The sequence below is a fragment of the Pediococcus ethanolidurans genome, assembly GCF_001437405.1.
GTDB lineage: Bacteria > Bacillota > Bacilli > Lactobacillales > Lactobacillaceae > Pediococcus > Pediococcus ethanolidurans.
Window position 1 is genome coordinate 77511 of sequence record NZ_JQBY01000001.1, and the last position, 23268, is coordinate 100778.

The window sequence follows — 23268 nt, forward strand, 5'->3', positions numbered from 1 at the left end:
TTGTTATGCATAATGACGCATCTTGCCAACGACATACGTCAAAATAAAACCAGCAGCACATGCTACAGCATAAGCGATTAAATACTGAATATATTTACCATCTGCAATTAATGGAATAGCCGACATACCGGCAGCACCGAGAGCGGAACACTTAACACCCAGCAAACTAACCATCATGCCACCGAAACCAGCTCCAATTGATGCGGTAATAAAACCAAAACCTGAAGGGATAACTAATCCAAATAATGTAGGTTCACCAACTGCTAAAAATGTCGCAGGCAACGCAGCTTTAGCCACATTTCTAACTTGTTGATTTTTGGACATAATCCAAAGTGCAAGTCCCGCACCAACTAAACCAGCATTACTCATAATTTGAAATGCATTAATTTGTGTTGATCCATGTTGAGCAATAAGTTGTAAATTAATTGGTGTTAATCCTTGATGCAAACCAGTTGAAATGAGTGCGGGTGCTAATGCTGACAATACAAAACCACCGACAACACCGGATTCATTAATTAGGAATAAAATGCCTTTAATTAATCCATCTGACAAAATACCCATTATTGGCATTACTGTTAGAAAATACACAATTGCCGTCAGAAGTAAGGAAAAGGTTGGTGTTAAAACAACATCTAAAATATCAGGAATAATTTTATGAAATAATTTCATAAATTCTGCTAAAATCCAAACACCCAAAATAACTCCAAACAGTCCACCTTCTCCAGCCTTAAGCCCTAGGACTGGTAAAGCTGTTGATAACGTAATGGCACCAATTGCTCCACCCAGTAATTTATCAGTTTTGAATTGAATGGCTGAAGTTACTCCAACATAAATGGCTAAAAAGCTAAAAACAGCTGTGCCGATGATGCCGAAAACCGTACTAACTTGAAGTAAGTGCCAACTTTGAAGTACTACTTGTGTGTTGGTTAGTTGACCAGAAGCTTTCACACCTTCTCTAATAGCTGTGTTTGTAGCATTACTAGTCATAATGTTATTAATACCTTGCACAAAACCAGAAGCAATAATTGCTGGAATAACTGGAACAAAGATATTGGATAAGGTGGTTAAAAAGACCTTCATCCTGCCACTGGTATGACTTCTTGCTTTCGTTTTTGTTTCCTGAATCGTTTGATCCATTGACTGATTTTGATCCTGCGAGTTTGTTTCTTCTTGTGCACCTGCATCATATTCACAACCCAAAATTTCAATAATAGCTTCATGAATTTTGGTGCTTTTCCCTGGTCCAACGACAATTTGAAATGTATCAGCATCATTGATTCCGAGAACTCCAGGTACCCTTTTTAATTCTTCAATTTGAATAAGATCTTTATTTTTAAACTTAATTCTTAGACGTGTCATACAATTTTCAACACTAATAAAATTATCTTTACCTCCACAAAGGTCAATAATTTTATTTGCCACTTCTGCATTATTCATAATGTTGCCTCCCAAATATGTTAGTGGTCGGTTCTAAAAGCGCTTTCAGAAATCCACATTCATAGTATACGGTATTTATTCGCACTTTTATTACAATTATTTCTGTTTGGGAATTTTACCATTTCTTTGGCAATGAAATGGTTTCCAACAATACAAAAAACGTTTATGCTGAGAACATAAACGTTACTTGTGTATATAAGAGGTGAATTTAATGAATAAAACAATCGAAGAATTAATCAAGAAAAACGAAACCAATTTTTCTAATGTTGACAAACAGATTGCTAAATATGTGTTGGTTAATCAAGAAAAAGTGTGTGCTATGAGTATTAACAACCTTGCAGAGGCAGCATTTGTATCAACTTCTTCAGTATTGAGATTTGCACAAAAGTTAGGGTTTCACGGATTTTCCGACTTTAAGTATTTTTTATCTTGGAATGAAAATACTAAAAAAGTTCAAGAAAACTTGAATTCAAAAATGATTGGAAATGGCGTAACTCAGATGATCGCAACGCTAAGTGAACCAACAGTTACAACGACTGTTCAATACTTTAAAAGTGCGCGACGAATCTTTATCTTAGCAACCGGACTAAATCAACAGTATCAGGCTAGAGATCTTCAACAACGGTTTCTTCAGTTAGGAATTAGCATGGTTTTATTGCCTTCAAACAGTGGTAGTATCTTGAACAAACAAATTGCAGAAAGTGTAACTTCAGATGATTTACTAATTATATTCTCATCGTCAGGTGAGAATTCAGTCGTCAAGGACTTTCTTAAGTTGCCAACGCTTATTCAAACTCCAATTATTTCATTTACAAATAGTTTAGATAGTTGGCTATCTACTCATTCTAATTGTGTTTACTCACTATCTCATTTACAAAACAGTTCACAGTTGGAACCTTATTTTTCCGGATTTTTTCATCTACTGATTGATTTCCTAGCAGTACGATTCAAATCGGAAAATTCTGAACGCGTTGACAAATAGTTGTTCATTTATGTACATTTCTTACGACATACGTTTTCGAACTATTTATAAAGAACACCTTTCGAGTAAAATAATATAGTTGATGGTTAATTAGAATTCGACTCTATCATAAACTTCTAATTTAAAACGCAAATATTGTAATTTCTCCAACTAATCATTAAATACTTCGCACTTTCAATATAAAACTTCGGGGTTCACAAAAAACATAAATCTGTTATACTCATAAGAACGTTATAAATTGTTGTAAATAGTTATGAATTATATAAGGAGAGTGTTTGAGTGGATACGATACATTTGGAGAAACTAAACGAATTGCAGGAAGTTATCGAAAGAAGAACCATTAGCCGATTTGAGCAAATCGCAGATATGGCCCAAACAATCGATAAGACAGACATTTGCGAAGAGACAACCTTTTATATCCATGACACTTCGCATTGGAGTACAGAGTACAATAGTATTGTTTTTGATGCCCATCGAGGTATTCATAAAACCAAGAAAACAACGAAGGCTCTAATCAATAGATACGCGCGATCAAAAGAGGCAAACTTTTTATTAATGCAAGCCATGGGAAGACAACTTTCAGTTAACAATAGCTGGCCTTATGTGTTAGGCAACACACAGTTTGCACCAACTAGTGGACCAAGCAAGGAGTACACAAACTGGATTGCAGTTCACCATTTAAAAGATATTTACCCAGATCCAAAAGATGAAAATCGTTTATTTTTAATTTTCAATGGTGGTTATCGACTCAATGTTCGAATTGACTTTAAGGATTTTTATCGCAAACTTGTGACCGTGCGTAAATATTATGATTTTCAACAAGATTTCGCTAGATACCTTGCTGGTCAGTTCAATTCTGAAGTCAGAATTGTGCCAAGTGATAATTATCTTGATACACGCATTCCACGGTCACCTGATTCACCAAGATCAGAGTATCAAAATTGTCGTGAAATTCTTATTCGCATTGCTCATCAGGTCTTTCGTACAATGAATCCAGAAGATCATCACTTTGACATTCTTGACATGGAAGATGTTTATAATGACACACTGAAGGACAAAGCTTTGTTGTAAAATTAATAGCCTATCAAAGTTTATGAGAAAACTTTGATAGGCTATTTTTAATTTAATAAATTTTAACTACGCAAATTTTAATTATCACTAGCATAGAAATTATCCAGAACAAATGTGGTAACCGGTTTTGCATGTATTCCAAGCTTAGAAACCAAGTCTGCTATCTTATCACCATTAATCAATGTAATGACACGCGTACCAACTCTAGATGCGCGAATAGCATCCTTTGTATAATCTGAAGTCGTAATAAAAATACCATATTCAGCATTATATTTATCCATTGCGCCTCGAAACTTATCAATTTCTGGAGAAGATACTGCACCATTCCATCGTTTGGCTTGAATTGCAACCCTGGCCGTTCGAAAATCACCTGTCGTCAAATAACCAAACCCATCAATTCCGCCATCACCCGTTAGCTTTGTTCCTAAGGTTTCATCCAGATCCACACCCATTTTTTTAACCAACAATCTGGCAAACAACTCAAATTTTGCAGGTGTAAATGCTTCAAGGGATTTTGCTAATTCGTCTTTCCAATCTGATTCTGGTTCATCTTCAATTTCAACATCAGTATTTTCCACATCGTCAGCTGAGACTTTTATATGATTTTTCTTTTGCTGTTTTCGTTCTTCCCATTTAGGGTTTGATAACTTTCGAATATCTTCTTCAACATCAAGATGATCAAAATTAAATGTACGGCCCTTTTCGGTTAGCTCTATAACTCCACGTTCAGGATGAAACAAAAAATCAGCAAACGCTAAACTGGCTATTGAAAAATTTAATACATAGTCAAATGGACGGTATAAGTTATTCCCCCGACTCATTTTTTCAAATGTAATAAATTCCCCTAAATCATCTGAATAAAGTGCTATTTCTTTTTTTAAATCACTAATATTGGATTGCCCACCCAATTTTTTTAAAGCTTTCAAAATAATAGGAAACAACATACTTTCTCGTTCTTTTTGTGAGGCTTCTTTGAATTTCATGATTTCTCCTTTATTTTCTACTCAACTATTAATTTTACTATAGTTTTTGTATATTTTTGCTATTTATAAAAATTCATTAAAAGTACTTAGGCTTTCGATAACACTTATATGATAGTACATAAGTTATGGCTAATGAATCATGAGGTGTCCCAATTACTGGTGAATCGATCAGATTTTTGCTGTCGTTGATTGGCAGCGATAAGGCTATCTAGTTTAGTTAAAAGTTCTCCAACTTTACGTTGCTCTTGAATAACTGGTAAGCAAATAGGCGTTTTTAATATATCTTTATTATATAATCGCTTAATTGTGCTTCCTTCTAAACCCGGCCACTTTACTACTTTGTAGAATTGTCTTAAGAAAGAATTTTCCACCTCATCGGAATGTTTTAGCCATACAATATTTGAATCTTGAAAATATGCTTCTTCTCCTTTATATTCGACAGTTCTACCTATACTTCCTGATGCAGATATCAAAGTATCCCCAATCTCTGGATAAGAAAATTTTTTTCTGTATTCATTAAATAACTTTCTGGGGATATATGAATCTGCTTTTTTTCCAAAAGTCCCAATTTTATAAAAAGGTATATCCCCACTGGAAGCCGTTTGATCTTTAAAGATTCGCTTATTCATTGATACTGCTCCTATATCTCCTAACTTACGCTGTTCCCAAGTGTACTTTGACAAAAGTTCAATATTTTATCCTTGATTCTCAGGTAACGTTTGGGAACAGCGTAAGTTCAAAACAGTTGTAAAAGTTAATTCAGGTAAAGATTATAAGAGCTTAAATCATGGTACTGTTCCTGTTTATGGCACAGGAGGATATATGCTAAGTGTCGATAAGTGGTTATCCGATCAAAATGGAGTGGGAATTGGCAGAAAGGGTACTATTGATTCGCCACAATTACTAGAAGCTCCATTTTGGACCGTTGATACTTTATTTTATTTAATCCCTGATCCTGGTTTCGCATTACTTTTTATTTATTCATTTTGTCAATTGGTTAACTGGAAGAAACTTGATGAATCCACTGGAGTGCCAAGTCTATCAAAAAAAACAATTGAGGCCTTAAAAATTAACATACCCTGTAAGACGGAACAGCAGAAGATTGGAGCAATTTTTGCCAAACTTGATAGCCTTATCGCTGCCAATCAGAGTAAGTTAGAAGAACTAAAAACAGTGAAAAAGCTTGCTATGCAAAAGGTTTTTGACCAAGAATGGCGATTCCGGGGGTTCACTGACCCTTGGGAACAGCGTAAATTGGGAGATGTTGTTGATTGGTCCAGAGGTGAAGGCCTTTCTAAGAAATATTTGAATACAAAGAAGAACGGAATTCCAGCTATTCATTATGCTGACTTATATAAATTTGGACCAATCATGCGTCAGACGTTACATTTCACTAACTCACATACTGGCAAGGTTTTAAAAGAAGGTGATCTGCTTTTTCCAATGTCAGATGTTACGCCTAAGGGCTTGGCAAGAGTTGTGTCAGTGATAACTAATGGAATTCTTGCTGGTGGAGATATTTTAATTGCTTCTCCTCAAAAAGACTTTGGCTCATTTTTGTCTTATGAAATAAATAAAAATAAAGGGCAAATACTAAGATATGTAACAGGAACAACAATTCGTCATATTAACGCCAACTCATTATCGAAGTTGATAGTCCATGGTACCAAGAAAGCAGAAGAATTAGAAATTTCTAAATTGTTAATTTCCATAGATAGCCTTATCGCTGCCAATCAACGACAGCAAAAAAAGCCATGGATTCGTGGTCCTCCATGACTCATTAGTATTATCTTATATCAAGCTTGCCAAATGCTTCATCACTTTATCATTATCTTGGTTTTCTAGTTCTTGAATAATATGCAAGTATGTTTGTTGTGTTGTTGTCATATTTGAATGGCCTAATCGTCTTGCCACCGACGCAATACTAACACCTGCATACAACAATAATGACGCATGTGTATGCCGCAATCCATGTATTGATATGACTGGAATTTTAGCTTTTTTACACAGTCTTTCGAGATAATGATTTACCGTGTCGTTATAGACTTTTGATTGTACAAAAATAGGTTTGTCTTCTGGCAGATTTTTCGTTAATTGTGAAAACTGTATAACCGTTTGCCAGTCTAATTGTACTTTACGAACTGATGATTTGTTCTTTGTTGGTGCAAAACCAGACTTTACAGACTTGTAATCCCAGGTTTTATTTATATTTAGATATTGATGTGCAAAGTCAAAATCCTTTGGTGTGACTGCCAATGCTTCCGCAAAACGCAAACCAGTCTTCGTAATTAATAGAATGAAATAATCCCAGTTAACACCTTCGTCTAACACCAAAATATTTAATAAATCTTGAACTTCATGCTGGCTCAAAAATTTTATTTTGTGTTTTCGGTGTTGAACACCTTTAATAATGGCTTTACGTGTTGGATCACGATCAATTAAACCTTCTTCGAGTGCATCTATCAGTGCACTTTTGATGTGTCGATGAAAATCCATAACTGTTTGACGTTCATGTGTTTCAGCATAGTCGTTTAACAGTTGTTGGTAGGTTAAACGTGACAAGTCAGACATAATTAGATCTGGTACAAGTCCAATTAGCTGTCTATGTGTCATCTCATATTTTCGGTAAGTTACCGGTCGTACCGCATCTAGCTTATATAATTTCATCCATTGGTGAAAATATTTGTGCAATTTTAGTTCTTGTGTCATAACGACACCTCCATATGAATATTTAGGAAAATAATCCCCTATCTATTCATACAGATTTATGCACATATTTACTAGGTTTAATGCAAAAATATTTTTTCTGCTTTCGCTCATCCGCTGCGTAATCACGGATATATTGATAATTTTAGACAAACAAATTTTGCATACACCACTTTTTGACTTTTTTAAGTTGATTATACTTTTGTTGATTGGCAGCGATAAGGCTATCAAGATCTTTGAGAAGAGTAGCGATTTGAGTTTGTTCCGTCTTACTACTCGAAATTTGAATTTTGTATCCTAAAAGGTCAGATGGGGTAACTCTTTTTTGACTATTTGAAGTACCGGATGAAATGGACTCTAAATCACGAGTTGTCCGATCCGAAAGTAATAGCTGTTCCAGAAAGCTAAGCACTACCTTATCGGAAATAAAAGGCATAAATTCACCTGATGCTACAGCATTATGATTTGCATTCTCAACTAACCAAATTCTTCGTTGGCGCACATTTAATTTGTTAATCAAAAGTACTTCACCGGAAATTTTTAGTCGTCCGCTTTGCATCATGATACCAGACACGGCCTTTGGTCTTTTTCTATCATCAAACGCGGGCATGCTGTATTCAACAAATTCATCATTTGAAAATTTTTGTGGAAAAATGCTATTACGTATAAAACTTCCTAATTTGCCTAACTTACACTGTTCCCAAGCGTCAGCAAACCCTGCAAATCTTAATTGTGGGAACTTGCTACCATTTTGGGGAAACAATTTCTGTAAATAGCCCTGTTTAAGTTCCTTAAGCTTAGCTAACTTACGCTGATGAAGAGCGATGGTGTTATCGAGTTGTTTGAATAATGAACCTATTTTTTTCTGCTCTTCAAGGGAACTGGGAATTTGAAATTCAGTTGATGAAACTTTTTTCCAATCTGATCTAGGCATTTTTGTACCCGAAGTATCATTAGCAACTTTTTGATAATGATTAGATTGAATTAAACTATAAACAAATTTAGGATCAGAATTTATTGATTTAAACACCCAAAAATCGCCTAGCGCTATTCCTTTAAAATCAGCTAATAACCAGTTTTTCAAATAAGGACGCAATTTTCCATATAAAATATTTTGTGAGGAAAATAAAATACCTTTTCTATCATCAAATTTATGAGATACATCTTTATTAAGGCGACCTTCTCCAGAAACAATATCTTCAAATTCCACCCTAGGCAATTCACTATTGTTTGATGATTTACTTAGTCTCGATACTATATCAGATAACTTACGCTGTTCCCAAGCATCAGTAAAACCAGAAAAACGGACTTTGGGTTGTATTTTTTCACTCATTTTTTGAACAGCTCCTTAATTTTCGTAAGCTGCTGTTGAGCGTCAGCATTTTGGCCAACTAAATCGTCCAACATCCCGCTAATATCAGTTTCTAGCTTAGAAATTTGAGTATCTGTTTCTTGCATTTCTGCACTTAATTTGTCTACATCGACCGGTGGCTCTTCTTCAAAAGTATCCACATAACGTGGAATATTGAGATTATATTCATTTTCTTTTATCTCATCTATATTCGCAACATGTGCATATTTATCCACGTTTTTTCGTGCTTTGTAGGTATCCACAATTTTATTAATATTGTCTTCAGTAAGTACGTTTTGATTTTTCTCTTTCGAAAATTCATTAGAGGCATCAATAAACAATACATCTTTATTTTCTCGGTTTTTCTTCAAAATCATAATCAAAGTTGGAATCGAAGTTGAATAGAAAATGTTTGCAGGTAAGCCAATCACCGCATCAATCATATTTTTATCAATTAATTGTTGGCGAATCTTACCCTCCTTAGCTCCTCGGAAAAGCACACCATGAGGTAAGACAATTCCCATTGTTCCAGTAGGCTTTAAATGATATAAGCCATGCAACAGGAAGGCATAATCCGCCTTCGACTTAGGAGCTAGGGCCCCATAATCACGGAAGCGCGGATCGCTCAATCTTTTTTCATTATTGTCCCAATGCGCTGAATATGGTGGATTCATAACCACTGCATCGAATTGGTAAGGTTCAGTAGTTGGCCAATCAGCATCGAGCGTATCACCGTTACGAACATAAATATCTTCATAATGAACACCATGTAACATCAGATTCATACGTGCCAAGTTAAAGGTAGTGGTATTTAATTCTTGTCCATGATAACTAATATGAAGATCACCCGTAACTTGACTTGCAACGGTCAATAACAGAGAACCTGAACCTAAAGCAGGATCATACACGCTTCGAATTTGTTCTTTACCAGCTTTATGCCCAATAGTCACAATTTTAGAAATAATTTCACTAACTGTTCTAGGAGTATAGAACTCACCGGCCTTTTTACCAGCACTCATCGCAAATTCACTAATTAAATATTCGTACGCATCTCCTAAAACATCGCGTCCTTCATTAAAATTAATATCTTTAAGCGCCATAATTGTATCATTCATAACTTGACTAGGATTCTTACCCAAACGTGTTGAGTCCAGATCAATATCTGAGAATAGTCCATCAAAATCTTCTTCTGATTCATGACCTTTAACTGATTGTTCCAAATTAAACAGCGCATTCTTTAGATCTGATACTTGAAACTGATGATTTTGAATTCGAGTAACCATGCTATCAAATAATTCATCTGGCTTAATAATAAATCCTAGTGAATCATATAGGACTTCAACAATATCTTCATGCTGATCTGTCCAGTAACGTTTATACACTGTTAATGGATCACCATCTTCTTCAGTTTCAGCAATAACTGTTTGTAATGTTCGCTCACTTAAGAATCGATAAAAGATTAATCCAAGCAGATAGTTTTTATACTCATTGGCATCCATTTTTCCACGTAACACATTAGCCGCATTCCACAGTGATTGCTCTAATGTTTGACTGCTGTCCTTCATAGTAAACTTCCTTTTCTACAAGTATTTAGTTAAATCTTCTTTAATAAACGTTTCCCACGCATTTGACGCTGCCGCCTTATATTGCAAGACATTTTTAAAAACATGACCGTTTGCAGCTGCCGTTTGTCGATCTGCTGTTTGTCGTAGATCACGTTCATGGTCAAACTTACCGCTTGCAACATATTCCGTGTTTAAACGTGTCAACTGATTAGGATCAAGTCCCCATTCATCACAAAAATCAAGAATAGCACGCTGTTTAGCTCGACTTTGTCTACTTGCAAAGGCGCTAATCGCATCAAAATCTTTGTCTCCTTGCATTATATCAGTTTCACTAATAAAAGATTTTATTTGCTCAGCAGTTGCTGAATGTCCCGATTTAGCGTATTTATTTAAGGCAGTTTCTAATTCTTTTTGTGTATCTTCTGTCAGTTGTCGATCTCTTTCAGTTTGGGACTTCATAAACTCATGCTGTGCTCGTATGGCCTTCGTTGCTAAAGTAAGGACATACTCCTTATCGATGACTAACTCATGGATGACCACGTCATCAAAGTCAAAGTTTAGCAACTCTTGTTGTTTAGGATCTTCAATTTCATCTTCTTGAGCTGCTGTCACAACTATTTTAATGTTTTCAAAAGCTCCCTGATAATAGCCATATTCTTCTTGTGTTATGCCATAATCATTAGCTTGTTCATTCCAATTAAATTCAGAGTAAGAAGCAATATACTGTAACTTTTTAGCAAGACTTCTAAACCGATTCAAAAACTCTATTTGATCATCCTGAGTTTCATCTTGTAAATCGTTAGCATCCTCTGGTTGTGGCACGTAACGTCTTAAATCCGACACTTCTTCACGAAATTCATTTTGCATTTGATCAAAATCGGGACGGAATACTTTTTTAAAAGAACCTTCACCAGCATATTTTTCAAATGCATCTTTAGTTCTTTCTTCCATCAGTTTTGGTCTTCGAAAAATAACAATGTTTCCTTGAGATTTGTTTTTATCAAAAATTCGGTTAGTTCGAGCATATGCTTGAATCAATCCTTGATATTCCAACAATTTATCTAAATAGAGCGTATTTAGTCGCTGAGCATCAAACCCAGTGAGAAGCCGTGCAACAACGATTGTTAAATCAATTGATTGTTCTGGCTTCAGATGACGGTATTGGCCTTCCATACGCGCAGCTCTTTTAGCCACATCTTCAATATAAGCATTAATATTATCCAAATTAAATGTCGAGTTATTGTCTGTATATCGCTGAGAGTAGTCTTTCATGGCTTCTACCAAGCCGTTACGTTGACTTTGATTGTTATCGCCATTTTCATTTAACGAATAAGTAATTGCTACTTTAAGTTTGGATTCACCATTTTCATATTTCTTTTTGAAAATATCGTAAAAACGTTGAGCTTGTTGAATTGAGCTCGTTGCAAGAATTGCATTAAAGCTACCATGCTCTGATTTTTTCTGCCAATTTTTGATAATCCATTTAACTACCTTATTTCTGTACTGATCTGATTCTTCTGAATCTCCGTCATAAAATGAGTCAGGTAAATCAGGTTCCTGAATGTCATCACCATTTTGATCCGTAACCTGTGCCAAATTTACATACTCAGAATTAAATTTAAGAATTGCACCATCATTTAAAGCATTTCCAATATTGTAACGATGTAACTCTGGCCCAAATTGAGTTTCAGTTGTCTGATCCTCAGAAGTTTTATTAAATTCAAAAATTGGCGTCCCAGTGAAACCATACCAATTTTGCTTTGGAAAAGCTTGTTTGATTGTGCGTTGCATTTCACCAAATTGCGAACGATGCGCCTCATCAACAATGAACACCATTCTTCGTTGCATCACTTTATCAAGAAAACCTTTTTTACCTGCTGCAATCTGTGCATTATGACGGTCAACTGCAATTTTCATTTTGTTAATCGTAGTCACAATAACACCTGTTTTATTTGATTTAAGATGTCGAATCAAATCATTGGTATTATTGATTTCGAAAACATTATCGTCACTACCACTAGAAAACATTGCAAAATTCTTGCCGGATTGCGAATCTAACTCTTTTCGATCAGATAAAAAAATCACCTGATTGGCAGGATCACGTTGTAATAAAGTTGCAGTTTTGTATGCCGTCATCGTTTTTCCTGAACCGGTTGCATGCCAAACGTAACCGTCTTTATGTTGTGCAAAGGCCTCACGAATGGCTTTAACTGCATGAATCTGATATGGCCGTAACACAACTAAGTTTTCACTATTCACAAGAGTGAAATTGCTAACAATGTTATGTGCCATCGGAATCATTAAAAATTCTTCTGTAAATTGCTTCCAATTACGAACAGCCTTGTTAGAGGCATCTAACCATTCAAAGAAGAATTTATCGTTAAAACTATCAGCTGATTTTTGATTAGCAAAATAACGACTAGCATCTTCTTTAAGAGCAACAAAGATTTGAACTAAAGTATATAATCCGTCGTATTTATGTTCTGATTTATATTTAGCAATCTGATTAGTGGCAGTTTTAAGACTAACGTCTACCTTCTTCTCCTCAACTTGAATCAGTGGCATCCCATTAAATAACAAGGTAACGTCAAAGCGGCGGTTAGGATCATCTGGCTTATTTTCCATTCCCGGACGAATTGCCTGTTTGATTACCTCATAGCGCATTTGACCTCCAGCGACATCATCACGCCAAAAAGCACGCAATTGAATTCTGCCTAAGTCAGGATTCTCACGTGTTAAATTGATTTCAGCTACATAGCCCTTAGTTAAGAACCGATTAACATCAATTGGTGTCATTCCTTCAATAAAACGCATAATATCTTGCATTTCTCTGTCTGTAATATCCACACCAGAAAGCACTTCACGATTATTTTGATTAAGAATTTCTCTAAAATGGTTTTCCAATTGCTGCGGAGTAGCTTCATCTAATTCTTGAAGATACGTCCATCCATTGTGACATAGTGTTTCAATAAATTCATTTTCGAAAGGGATTTCTCCCTTGGTTTTATAAAGTGACATTTTTATCACACTCTCCAAAGTTTTTAAGATGATTTTTTATAGTTCATAGACCTACTCAAATACGATAATTACCATAGTATCAATTTTACATTATAAAGTGAGGTTTGTGACGATTTAGAAAGAAAAAGATACCAAAGCTTTTCACTTGGTATCTTTTGAGCGTTTTGTAATATCTCTCTTATAGTTGTCAGATAAAGTAATATAATTCATTTGATTATCATTCTATGCCTAGATCTAAGTACACAGAAAATGAAAGCTAGAGATATTAGGGAAATTCAAGCAGTCAAACTTATCATTAAAAAAGTTTGCCAAACATCATCTGGTTTCAAACCCTATCACAAGAGATTGGCAAGTTAGGTATCATTTTAATGTAATCATAAAACTCTTCTAAGTTCACCGTAACAAACACTATTCTAAAGAATCAAAATGGAAAACTGTCAGTGGTTTATTAATCAAGAATTCTATTTGATAATGCCTTAATGGAATGAAGCCGTTTAGAAAAGATTCAACTTTTGTATTATTTCATCTGTCAGCTTGATCGAGACTAGTACATACAATCAATCTTGAATTATAAAATTAATGAAAACTTTAAATTTGCGATGACTTATTTTTTTAAAACAAATCGTTATAAATCATTAATATCAATTTCTCTCATAATCAGTCTTTCCTCAAGTAACAATTTATGTAAAAGGTTCTTACCATGAGCAACATTTGTTAATGTGTCTGCATACTTTTGTATTAGGTCAATAATACCTTGGTAAACTTGGCCCTTAATTTGACTCTTTAAATCTAAATTATAAATTGAGTAATCAAATTCGATGACTACTTCCGAACTATAAAGATCGTATCTATCAAAAATTGCTTGAAAATAAGAATAATCCTGTTCATCCAAGGAGTGTCCAAAAATATTAATTCTTTTAACTGTATTGGGAAGTAGTCGATTTTTTGTACGATTAATATGCAATGAAAGTTCTCGATAAGTTTTTGTAAACTTATATTTTTCGTCATCAACACTAATATTTGAGCTATCAATTCCCAAAATCAAATTATTATCCTTAAGATCTCCATGAACATGATCCACGCGTGCAATTTTTGTCATTACTCCGCCAATCTGAGTTGGATTGTCAAAAACTGCTGGCATCGTATAATTAAAATCCACAATGTTTTCAACTTCATTATTAACAGCAGAAAAATCATCTTGAACTATTAAGTCAAATAACTTTCCGGATTTTAAATTATATTCTGTAGCCTTCGCTTTTACCACTTCATTAAGATATAAACGAAAATTCGACTCAAAATCTTTCAGTTGACACATCAAATATCGATATGGGCTCTTCATAAATTGATCTATTTTTTGATTTTCTTTCAACAAAATTAATGCACATATTTCTAAAAAATTTAGAGAACTCTCACTCGAGTATCCAATAGTAAAGTTTTGATTATTTTCTTTTTGTTCTTTTGTGATATAAAAAATCAGTTTTTGTATATTTATTTCTGAATTATTTAACAAAAAATCTCTTATTACTGCTTCAATATCACACCAATTAGGTATTGCATGAATTTGCATGTTAAGTAACAAAAGAATCATCCAGAAATTTTCCGTTCCATTTAATTTTAAAAAACGTTCCTCAAACTCTTTAATCATATTTTCTTCAGTATTTGAATGTATTCGGCTGTTTTTAGAAAAATTTAGAAAGTCAATATACGCTGTTTTAAATTCATTTTTAAGTTCATTGTATTTTGAAGAAATAAAATTACTAAAAGATGTTTCAATATTACATGCCAAATCAAATCCATTTCCAATAATAACCAAATTAGTAACTTGTTCACGTGCCATTATCTTCCTCCAAAAGTTTTATTTTAGTATAAGCTATTTAAAACAAGTTGCAAATATTGATCAATTTGTCATAACAATCACCACAACACTCCCAACAAAAATAAACACCAATCCCATAAAAACACGCAGCATCCCCACTACCGGCTTTTCTTTAAGCCAAACAATTCCCAGTATAGTGGCAAATTTGAGACAGTAAAAAAGCATTAACCAACCCATTCAACGACATTGACCAAAGATAAGTCCCTGCAGCAACACCAAACAATGTTCCTACTAGTGTATTCAATCGCACTCTATTGAAATGTAAGTTGGTATTTCGATTAAACATTACCGCAAGGACGCTTGCCATTAATGTCATCCCAACTGCTTGAGGTAACAGCTCTGCAACTGCATTGCCATTTTGAATTAATTTGGGAAAAGCTGAATAACTCCAATAACCAACGGTTGTGAGAATTAAAATTAAATAGTCGATCTTATGGGAACTGCCGTCTGTTTCCAATTTATTAGATCGCGTCATATTACCAATAATCAATCCTACAACAATAGTAGTTATACCGATAACGCCGAATACAAATTGCTCACTACCTTGCCATTCGCCAAACACCAAACCGCCAATTAAAGTATTCCCAATAATCTGTAATCCTGCCGAAATAGGAAAGGTTCTACTCACACCGATCCGTTGATAAGCCCAATACTGACCATACTGACCAATGCTCCATCCTATTCCAGAAACTAAGCTGAACATCCCTGTCGTCAAATTTATTTGTGGTTTAAAGTAAATAAACACTAAAATCGATACGATCAACGTTCCAAATGTAGTTCCAAGTAACTGTTCGATTGCACTACCCTTGACATAATATAAAATTGTTGGCATTATTCCCCAAATAATAGCTGGAATTAATCCAATAAGTATTGTCATCATAAAAACCTCACAAAAAAAGATATCGTTGCGTCAAAATAACTCAACGATATCTTGATAAAATTTATGCTTCTATTCCATATTCATCAACTTATTTGTACTAGCATATTTCAAAGTTAAAATATCATATGGGTCTACTTTTCCTTCAAATTTTTTTGGTTCATCAACCGCATCAACGACTTTTACTCCTCTAGGTAAATTAAAAGATACCGTACCTTTAGTTGGATTGGTTACTCGCACAATTACTGCATCCTCATCGAAATAATCAGGATAACAAGCACTTATCACTAAGTCGTTTGGAATTTTTAACAAGCTAAGTTTTACAGGTAATTTTTTATCTGGAACTAAACTGTCTTGTAATTTATTATCTAATCGATTTTCAAAAAGGTTTAATTCTTGAACTTGATAACTCAACACGCTACTTAAAAACTGAACTGACTTTTTAGCAGTCGCTAGTTCATCAAAATGATCGGTCAAACAAATATGAAAATTAAATTGAAATTTTTGGAACAGTTCCGCTTTTGGCGTTGCAATTAACGGATGTCCCAATTTAGTTGTATCACCCGATGCGCGACCAGGCCGATTAACTAAATTTGGTTTTCCTAGTTGATCAGTTGTGGCTAACAATGTAAACAATAATTTTTCATTCTGTTGTCGGTATTCTTTCACATCATCCGTAAAAATCGATATGTTTTGGTTTGATCCATCAGTTACCGAAACATTATTATCTAGTGGCCAGTAATTTATAGGACGCTCTGCATATTTCTTTTGCCAACTTACATTTTTCTCAGAATTACGCGTCAAATATCCAAATGGTACAGAGGCTCTAGCATTTTCCTTCGCACCTGTGTTAATTCCTAACGTAAGTTGATGATCTTCGATTGTATTATCAAAATTAATTTGAACATCAATTTGCCCTAGTTCAAGCAACGTTAACTTAACCGTGTAACTAAATTGTTTATTGTATTTGTGTAAACGACGATCTTCTAACGAGAAAGGTAACAATGTACTCCCCTTTAGAATCAACTGTTGAAAATGCTTATTTTTAACCACTTTTCCTGATTCAAAATGTAAAGTGATTTTTTTATCTTCAGGTAAAGGCGAAAAATCATAGGTATCACCCGCATTACCTCGATCTTCTAAGAACAGGAAGTTTTCAATTTTTTCTCCGTGCGATCGACTGAAAACTAGATTTTGATTTCTAAATGAAATTTCAACTTTCGAATCACTAATCTTTAATTCATCCTGAATTTCGGGTTTTAATTCATTTTCTACACTATGAAAGCTAATAATCTTATATCCCATTGATGGCAGTTCCGTTTTAATTAAATAATCCGTCACGTAATAGCCAGCTTCTGTAACTTCTTCTGTACCTCCTGGAACTTCTTTTAGCACATTTTTGCGCTCTTTTACATAGCTTTGTTTCAATTGATAACACTCTTGAACGTCATCAAACTCTATATATTTTTGAGAAGCAATTACGTGTATTTTTTGAAAGTCCACTCTTTTTTCGGGCAAAGGATTTAGTAATAAAACTTGGTTAGTGGTTAATTTTAATTGACGACTAATCATTCGCTGCACTGTATTAATAATACTGTCAGCAAGCTCCTCGCCTTCTTTTAAACGGTGCATAATGTCATCAGCAACTGAATCAACCACACTACCTGCTAAACTATCATGTGCTTGACTTTTTAATAGTTTTTCCCAAGCTGCTACTAAAACACCATTACTCAAATCAATACCGCAAGCTTTGCCAATCACCATAACTGGTTCCACTTCATGAATGAGTTTAGTTTCTAAATGACTTACGGCTAATTTAATATTCATGCGACTTGATCCACAACTACGGTGAATACGTGCAAAAATTGGATCTAGAAATTCACCAACATAGTTTGAAAGATCTTTACGCTGAATTTTTTTGACAAATCCGGCATAGTCATCAATTTTATATTTATACTTACCGATTTCATTGATTTGGGCTACTTTAGACTCAAAATCATGAATAATATCCATTTGATCGTTGCCAGTTGGAATTAAGACATCTTTTTCAAAATTAGCTGAATGTTTTTCAATAAAATTGACTGCCGGGTCTAATCGATAATCCACATAATGATGACTAGGTTCTAACAACATCCCCGTTCCGTATCCCTGTGGCATATTAATTGCGGTCACATTTTTCGAACCACTCAGACTTTGCCAATTAAAATAGAAGCCATCGGTTTTATTTGGATCGATTCCCCGCCAAAAAACGAAATTATCAATCCCCAACTCGTTCAAAATCACCGGTAACTGACTATTAAATCCAAATGTATCAGGTAAGTAGCCTACTTTCATTCGCGAACCATATTTTTGAGTTTTTAATTGACCAATAATACCGTTTCGAAGTAAGGATTCTCCTTTTACATGCAGTGCATCGGATTGCGTATACCAAGGCCCAATTTGTAACTGATCATCCGCAACTAATTGTTTGATTTTGGACAGCAGCTCTGGTCGTACATTCAGATAGTCATCAAGAATAGAAATTTGACCATCGAGTACAAACTTCATCTTGGGATGTGCCTCTAATTCTTTAATCGCACTGGTAAAAAGTAGATCACTTAAAATTATCGAATCTTGACCAGAAAAATACCATTCGCGATCCCAATGAGTATGATTAACAAGGTAAACTGTTGATATATTCTTAGACATTTTAACTAATTCTCCCACTGATCTTCAGAAAAGTACTCACTATCGTTATCATCACTTTTTTCTTCAGTTTCTTCTGGTTGTTCTTCCTTAATATCCTTACGGAATAAGAGTGTTAACCCTGTAACAATTAAGGTTCCAACTAAAATTGCAAAGATATAAACCCACCATTTTTCAACAGCAAACCAACCATAAAATCCTGAAATTGGTGCTCGGTTAACAGCTCCCAGTCCAAGCGCAATCGCACTACCTACTGCTGAACCAATCACATTTGCTGGAATAACCTTCAATGGTGATTCAACGGCAAAAGGAATTGCACCTTCACTAACACCAATCAGTCCCATAACTAGTGAAGCATTTCCGGCTTCTTTTAATTCGTTATTGAATTTACGTTTGCCTAAAACTGTTGCTAGTCCTAAACCTAGTGGCGGAATAATAATAGCAACTTGAGCAGCTTTATTAGGATCATAAACACCACTTGTTAAAAGTGCCATTGCAGTTGTAACAGCGGCTTTATTAACAGGTCCACCTAAATCAAATCCAACCATGCCACCAACGATTGCGGCTAACAAAATTCTATTTGTACCCGTCATTCCTTTCAACCAGGCAGCTAATCCTGTATTCAAACTGGCAAATGGAATACCAATTACATACTGAATTAGAAATAACGTCACAAACGCCCCGACCACTGGAACAATAAATACAGGTAGCACTGACTTTGCAGCTTCTGGAAGATGAATATGATCAATTAAGAACTTAACTGTATATCCGGCAATAAGACCAGAAGCTAATGCACCTAAGAATCCGGCATTCATATTGGCTACCAAGAGACCTCCAATAATACCTGGTGCAATACCACCTTTATCTGCGATTGAATAGGCAATATACGCCGAAATGATTGGGAACATCAGTCCTAAGGCAATACCACCCCAACCATCATCTACATTTAAAAACCTAATGATCATGTTGGCACTTTTTGCCCACTTCGGATCCCAAATATCTGAAATACCAAAGAAAGATGCCCCAACACGACTAATTGCCATTAATACCGCACCAGAGATTACAACCGGAATCATATAAGAAATACCAGTCATAATATGTGTTTCTAACTGCTTACCAAATTTCTTCCACGTCATTTTACTCAGCTCCTCACTTTTTATCTGCCAACGCTAAAGCATCATTAATTACCTTTTCTGCGTCTTTTATGGGATCGCTTACATTGATCTGCATAACTTTTTTATTTTCAAATCGTTCTGCATCTCTCACTTTGGTGTCTGTTGCAAAAATAACAGCTTCTCCAATTTGAACATCCTTAGCTGTTAATTTATGTCCAATCCCGGTCGCTCCCTGTGTTTCTACTTTGATTAAAACACCCATTTTTTTAGCTGCTTTGATTAAAGCTTTTTCTGCCATATACGTATGAGCAACACCTGTTGCACAAGCCGTAACTGCTAATAATTTTCTTGCCATAATAATTCCCTCATTTCATAAATATTTTTTCTAAATCTTCTTTTGAATCCGCTAACTCTAATTTCTCACGTACATCATCATCCATTAAAGTTCCAGCTAATTCCGATAAAAGTTGCAAGTGTTCATTATCACCATCATCCGGAATGGCCAATAGAAAAACATATTCTACCGGTTTATCGTCTAAGGCCTGCCATTCAACTGGCTTAGCTAGTTTCGCGATGGCAACTGCAGAGGATTTAACCACTTCAGATTTTCCATGTGGAATGGCAATTCCTCCACCAATACCAGTAGTTCCTTCTGTTTCACGCTCGTTAACAGCTTCAATGTACCGTTCTTTATCTGTAATCACTCCGTTTTTTAAATATAAATCAGCCAACTGATCTATAACTGCATCTCGATCACTGGCAATCAAATTAAATTTTACCAATTTCGGTTGAATAATCTTTGTAAGTGCCATTGCCTCAATTCTCCTTCTCAATTAATTTATTAAATAGTTCTGTATTTGTTGAACTATCAACTAACTTTTCTAGTGATCGACTATTACTAACCAGATCATAAAAATCATCAAATACACTATCAATTTGTGGTTGCGTTAACTTTTTAGTCATTGCAATGAAAAAAACTATTGAAGTATTCTGGTTACCCCATTTTATTGGATGCGCCAATGAACAAATTGCAATGACTGGTTTTTGAACAAAACTTGGATTAGCATGTGGTACTGCATAACTACCAAAGCTAGTGAAGGATAGTTGCTCTCGTTGAATCGCACTTTCTGTGACGCCTTTTAGAGCAAAACCATGTTTTATCAATTTTTCACCAATAAATTGAATAACTTCTTGCCAACTGTTTAACTGTTTATTAGCAAAAGTCAATTCTGGATAAATTAGCTTCTTAAATTCTGAGTTTTTAGTTTTTTGTGCATGTTTGGATTGCTGAATCATATTTTTAATTGATTGAAGTTCTCCACTTTCTAATAGTGGTGAAACCACAACCGTTGGAATCCCACTTAACTGAATTTGAATTGTACTAATAACTAGATCAACATCTTGTAACGATTTTGTTTGTAGTTCTTGAATTGATAACACACCAACAATCTGCAACTCAGGAAATTCTTTTCTAACCTTTGCCGCCAGCAACTGCGCGGATCCTAGACCAGTACTGCAAACAATAATCACTCGTAACCGGCTATGATTTGTTCGTTGCCTTTCCAAAAATGCCTCTAAGTAAAGTGCCAGATACGCAACTTCATCATCATTCATCTGAACCTGTTCATTTTTCTCGTAGTCTTTGGCAATTTTTAACGCTTCATCAAATGCCTGTGTATAATTGCGTTTAATAATACTTGTGTAAGGATTACTTATACTAGCACCCACTTGTAATCGATTTAATGCCGATTCCAAATGTAACGTCAGCCCTGCCAACAATTCCTCATCCATTCCAAATTCTTTAAGTAAAAGTCTTAATCTATCCTTAACTGGCGATTGAGAACTTTTGAGTGTCAGATTAGTAACACCCGTAGTTGCCGAAATCAAATGTAACTGAATATAACCAAGTTCTTCTTTAGGTAACGTAATATTTAACTGTTTCTGAATCATATTTGCCAAAATTATGGCTTTATCTCGTTCTTGGTTACCTAATTTTTTAAAGAACTGAAAACTTTTAGGAATTGCATTTCCATCCGTAACACGTTGAACTGCGATAGCTAAATGAATTACTAATGACTGAAAAGCATAATCTGACATTTTGACATTTTGTTGTTCAACAAATTGTGTGACAATTTTGACTAACTTACCGGTCATTTCACTGGATATCAATGAATCTTTTGTAATTTGTTGATAGCTCATAAAGTTCTCTGAGGGATTGTGATTTGCTACCCAATGATTATCCCAGAATGAATTTAAAGTTTTAAAAAGTATCTTACGTTTCTGTGGCTCACTACCAACTAAACGCACACCTTTTTTTTGATGTCTCTCAAGTTGAACACCTTGTGACTTAATTTGAGATTCTAATTGCTTTAAATTTCGCTCAATGGTTTTAGGACTTATAAATAATTCATCCGACAGTTGTTCAACTGTAAGAAAACTATTTGCTTTAAGTAATTGAGTTAGTATATACGTCACCCGTTCCTTATCATTGTCCGGCACCGAACGTTTTCTGGAAATCTTGTTTAACAACTCTTGAGGATTAGTTACATTTCCTTGTACTGTGATACCAATTCGCGGTTGTCGCTCAACCATGACATCATATTCCTGTAAAAATGGTTCAATAACTTCTAGATCGTTGTACACGGTTTTCTCCGAAACACCTACCTTTTTGGCCAACTCACCTGCCGTAGTTCGACGAACATTCAATAAAATTTTAACGAGTGTTAATTGACGAGCATTTAAGTTAACCATTACTTCACCTCCATTTCATCCCTACAATTTTAGTATAAAGGATTATTAAGCGCTTACAACGAATCGTATTACCAGATTAATGTGGAAATAGATAAAAAAACTGTCAAATAAGAATTACTTCCTTATTTGACGGCTTAATTTTCTATACACTGATTGTTTGAATCATTAATATATTTTTATTCATTGAAATATCTTCAATAATTTCAGCATAACTTACTTTCTTCGGTAATTCGATCGTGTAAATATTCTTATATATAACAGAATCGTATTCTGATTTAGAAGCACTAAAATTAACATCAGTTATTTTTATAGCTTTTTTTTCAAAATATTCTTGTATGAATTCTTTTGTTTCCTCTTTGTGTTGATATTTTATCTCAATTTTCTTAAACGAATTAACACGTATAATTCGACTAATCAATGTTAATACTAAAATTACAGAGACAGCACTTATAAGTGCAATTTTATAATATCCCATACCCACCGCTATTCCTAAACCAGCGGTTGCCCATAATGAAGCTGCCGTTGTCAGCCCTCTAATGCTATGATGAGTCACAATAATTGTTCCTGCTCCAAGAAAGCCGACACCACTAACAACTTGTGCTATAAGTCTTGCCTCATCAGCACGAATAACTCCTGAAAACTTCGGATACTGTTGTGCAGCAACGATTGCTTGAAATCCAATTTCTCGTTGAATCATTGCTATTATACATGCGCCCACACAAACAAGTATATGAGTCTTAATACCTGCTGGTCTATTTTTATGTTCTCTATCATATCCAATCATTCCCGAAACAATTATACTCACTGCTAAACGAGCTATTATATCCACGTATCCAACAGTTGTCGTCATT

16 protein-coding genes and 2 pseudogenes are annotated in these 23268 nt (G+C 34.7%); 3 read left to right on the forward strand and 15 right to left on the reverse strand.

Annotated features, from left to right (window positions below):
- Positions 1 to 3: 3 nt before the first annotated feature.
- The gene (locus IV87_RS00365) at positions 4 to 1437 is read right to left on the reverse strand and encodes a PTS transporter subunit EIIC (protein ID WP_057804919.1); all 1434 of its coding nucleotides are present in this window, start codon (positions 1435 to 1437) and stop codon (positions 4 to 6) included.
- A 211-nt stretch (positions 1438 to 1648) separates the two neighbouring features.
- Between IV87_RS00365 and IV87_RS00370 the strand changes: the two genes are divergently transcribed.
- Positions 1649 to 2419, forward strand: coding sequence for a MurR/RpiR family transcriptional regulator (locus IV87_RS00370; protein ID WP_057804920.1), 771 nt, complete (start codon positions 1649 to 1651; stop codon positions 2417 to 2419).
- A gap of 279 nt (positions 2420 to 2698) precedes the next feature.
- Positions 2699 to 3490 carry a competence protein ComK gene (locus tag IV87_RS00375; protein WP_057804921.1) on the forward strand — a complete coding sequence of 264 codons (792 nt, stop codon included), beginning with the start codon at positions 2699 to 2701 and terminating at the stop codon, positions 3488 to 3490.
- Positions 3491 to 3567: 77 nt separating this feature from the next.
- Here IV87_RS00375 and IV87_RS00380 read toward each other — a convergent pair whose 3' ends face one another.
- Positions 3568 to 4473: a restriction endonuclease gene (locus IV87_RS00380; protein WP_057804922.1), complete on the reverse strand. Its 906-nt coding sequence runs from the start codon at positions 4471 to 4473 to the stop codon at positions 3568 to 3570.
- A 179-nt stretch (positions 4474 to 4652) separates the two neighbouring features.
- Positions 4653 to 5165: pseudogene (locus tag IV87_RS00385) on the reverse strand (restriction endonuclease subunit S); the annotation flags it as partial.
- Between the two features lie 40 nt (positions 5166 to 5205).
- On the opposite strand from IV87_RS00385, the pseudogene IV87_RS11320 reads away from it, so the two are divergent.
- Positions 5206 to 6249: pseudogene (locus IV87_RS11320) on the forward strand (restriction endonuclease subunit S); the annotation flags it as partial.
- A gap of 15 nt (positions 6250 to 6264) precedes the next feature.
- Here the strand turns inward: IV87_RS11320 and IV87_RS00395 are convergent.
- The 12 genes from IV87_RS00395 to IV87_RS00450 all read right to left on the reverse strand — a co-directional run bounded on the left by IV87_RS00395 (position 6265) and on the right by IV87_RS00450 (position 23267).
- On the reverse strand, positions 6265 to 7182 hold the full coding sequence (locus IV87_RS00395) for a site-specific integrase (protein WP_057804925.1): 918 nt from the start codon (positions 7180 to 7182) through the stop codon (positions 6265 to 6267).
- Between the two features lie 142 nt (positions 7183 to 7324).
- On the reverse strand, positions 7325 to 8512 hold the full coding sequence (locus IV87_RS00400) for a restriction endonuclease subunit S (RefSeq protein WP_057804926.1): 1188 nt from the start codon (positions 8510 to 8512) through the stop codon (positions 7325 to 7327).
- Positions 8509 to 10095: a type I restriction-modification system subunit M gene (locus IV87_RS00405; protein WP_057804927.1), complete on the reverse strand. Its 1587-nt coding sequence runs from the start codon at positions 10093 to 10095 to the stop codon at positions 8509 to 8511. Before IV87_RS00405 ends, IV87_RS00400 begins: the two co-directional genes overlap by 4 nt.
- 15 nt (positions 10096 to 10110) lie before the next feature.
- Entirely contained in the window at positions 10111 to 13113 is a 3003-nt protein-coding gene (locus tag IV87_RS00410; RefSeq protein ID WP_057804928.1) for a type I restriction endonuclease subunit R, read from the reverse strand.
- A 625-nt stretch (positions 13114 to 13738) separates the two neighbouring features.
- Entirely contained in the window at positions 13739 to 14950 is a 1212-nt protein-coding gene (locus IV87_RS00415) for an AbiH family protein (RefSeq protein ID WP_057804929.1), read from the reverse strand.
- A gap of 151 nt (positions 14951 to 15101) precedes the next feature.
- Positions 15102 to 15869 carry a GRP family sugar transporter gene (locus IV87_RS00420; protein WP_082623474.1) on the reverse strand — a complete coding sequence of 256 codons (768 nt, stop codon included), beginning with the start codon at positions 15867 to 15869 and terminating at the stop codon, positions 15102 to 15104.
- Positions 15870 to 15938: 69 nt separating this feature from the next.
- Entirely contained in the window at positions 15939 to 18554 is a 2616-nt protein-coding gene (locus IV87_RS00425; RefSeq protein ID WP_057804931.1) for a glycoside hydrolase family 38 N-terminal domain-containing protein, read from the reverse strand.
- Positions 18555 to 18559: 5 nt separating this feature from the next.
- Positions 18560 to 19687 (reverse strand): PTS fructose transporter subunit IIC, encoded by a 1128-nt coding sequence (locus IV87_RS00430; RefSeq protein ID WP_057804932.1) that lies wholly within the window; start codon positions 19685 to 19687, stop codon positions 18560 to 18562.
- 13 nt (positions 19688 to 19700) lie between these two features.
- Entirely contained in the window at positions 19701 to 20021 is a 321-nt protein-coding gene (locus IV87_RS00435; protein ID WP_057804933.1) for a PTS fructose transporter subunit IIB, read from the reverse strand.
- A gap of 10 nt (positions 20022 to 20031) precedes the next feature.
- Positions 20032 to 20478: a PTS sugar transporter subunit IIA gene (locus IV87_RS00440; protein WP_057804934.1), complete on the reverse strand. Its 447-nt coding sequence runs from the start codon at positions 20476 to 20478 to the stop codon at positions 20032 to 20034.
- Positions 20479 to 20482: 4 nt separating this feature from the next.
- A complete protein-coding gene (locus tag IV87_RS00445) occupies positions 20483 to 22417 on the reverse strand; it encodes a BglG family transcription antiterminator (protein WP_057804935.1) in 1935 nt (644 codons plus the stop codon).
- A gap of 142 nt (positions 22418 to 22559) precedes the next feature.
- Positions 22560 to 23267 carry an MgtC/SapB family protein gene (locus tag IV87_RS00450; protein ID WP_057804936.1) on the reverse strand — a complete coding sequence of 236 codons (708 nt, stop codon included), beginning with the start codon at positions 23265 to 23267 and terminating at the stop codon, positions 22560 to 22562.
- Position 23268 lies beyond the last annotated feature (1 nt).

What these genes read in the sequence shown, in the direction of transcription:
- IV87_RS00365 (WP_057804919.1), bottom strand. Translation starts at nt 1,437, where the DNA reads ATGAATAATGCAGAAGTGGCAAATAAAATTATTGACCTTTGTGGAGGT.
- IV87_RS00370 (WP_057804920.1), top strand. Translation starts at nt 1,649, where the DNA reads ATGAATAAAACAATCGAAGAATTAATCAAGAAAAACGAAACCAATTTT.
- IV87_RS00380 (WP_057804922.1), bottom strand. Translation starts at nt 4,473, where the DNA reads ATGAAATTCAAAGAAGCCTCACAAAAAGAACGAGAAAGTATGTTGTTT.
- IV87_RS00395 (WP_057804925.1), bottom strand. Translation starts at nt 7,182, where the DNA reads ATGACACAAGAACTAAAATTGCACAAATATTTTCACCAATGGATGAAA.
- IV87_RS00400 (WP_057804926.1), bottom strand. Translation starts at nt 8,512, where the DNA reads ATGAGTGAAAAAATACAACCCAAAGTCCGTTTTTCTGGTTTTACTGAT.
- IV87_RS00405 (WP_057804927.1), bottom strand. Translation starts at nt 10,095, where the DNA reads ATGAAGGACAGCAGTCAAACATTAGAGCAATCACTGTGGAATGCGGCT.
- IV87_RS00410 (WP_057804928.1), bottom strand. Translation starts at nt 13,113, where the DNA reads ATGTCACTTTATAAAACCAAGGGAGAAATCCCTTTCGAAAATGAATTT.
- IV87_RS00415 (WP_057804929.1), bottom strand. Translation starts at nt 14,950, where the DNA reads ATGGCACGTGAACAAGTTACTAATTTGGTTATTATTGGAAATGGATTT.
- IV87_RS00420 (WP_082623474.1), bottom strand. Translation starts at nt 15,869, where the DNA reads ATGATGACAATACTTATTGGATTAATTCCAGCTATTATTTGGGGAATA.
- IV87_RS00425 (WP_057804931.1), bottom strand. Translation starts at nt 18,554, where the DNA reads ATGTCTAAGAATATATCAACAGTTTACCTTGTTAATCATACTCATTGG.
- IV87_RS00430 (WP_057804932.1), bottom strand. Translation starts at nt 19,687, where the DNA reads ATGACGTGGAAGAAATTTGGTAAGCAGTTAGAAACACATATTATGACT.
- IV87_RS00435 (WP_057804933.1), bottom strand. Translation starts at nt 20,021, where the DNA reads ATGGCAAGAAAATTATTAGCAGTTACGGCTTGTGCAACAGGTGTTGCT.
- IV87_RS00440 (WP_057804934.1), bottom strand. Translation starts at nt 20,478, where the DNA reads ATGGCACTTACAAAGATTATTCAACCGAAATTGGTAAAATTTAATTTG.
- IV87_RS00445 (WP_057804935.1), bottom strand. Translation starts at nt 22,417, where the DNA reads ATGGTTAACTTAAATGCTCGTCAATTAACACTCGTTAAAATTTTATTG.
- IV87_RS00450 (WP_057804936.1), bottom strand. Translation starts at nt 23,267, where the DNA reads ATGACGACAACTGTTGGATACGTGGATATAATAGCTCGTTTAGCAGTG.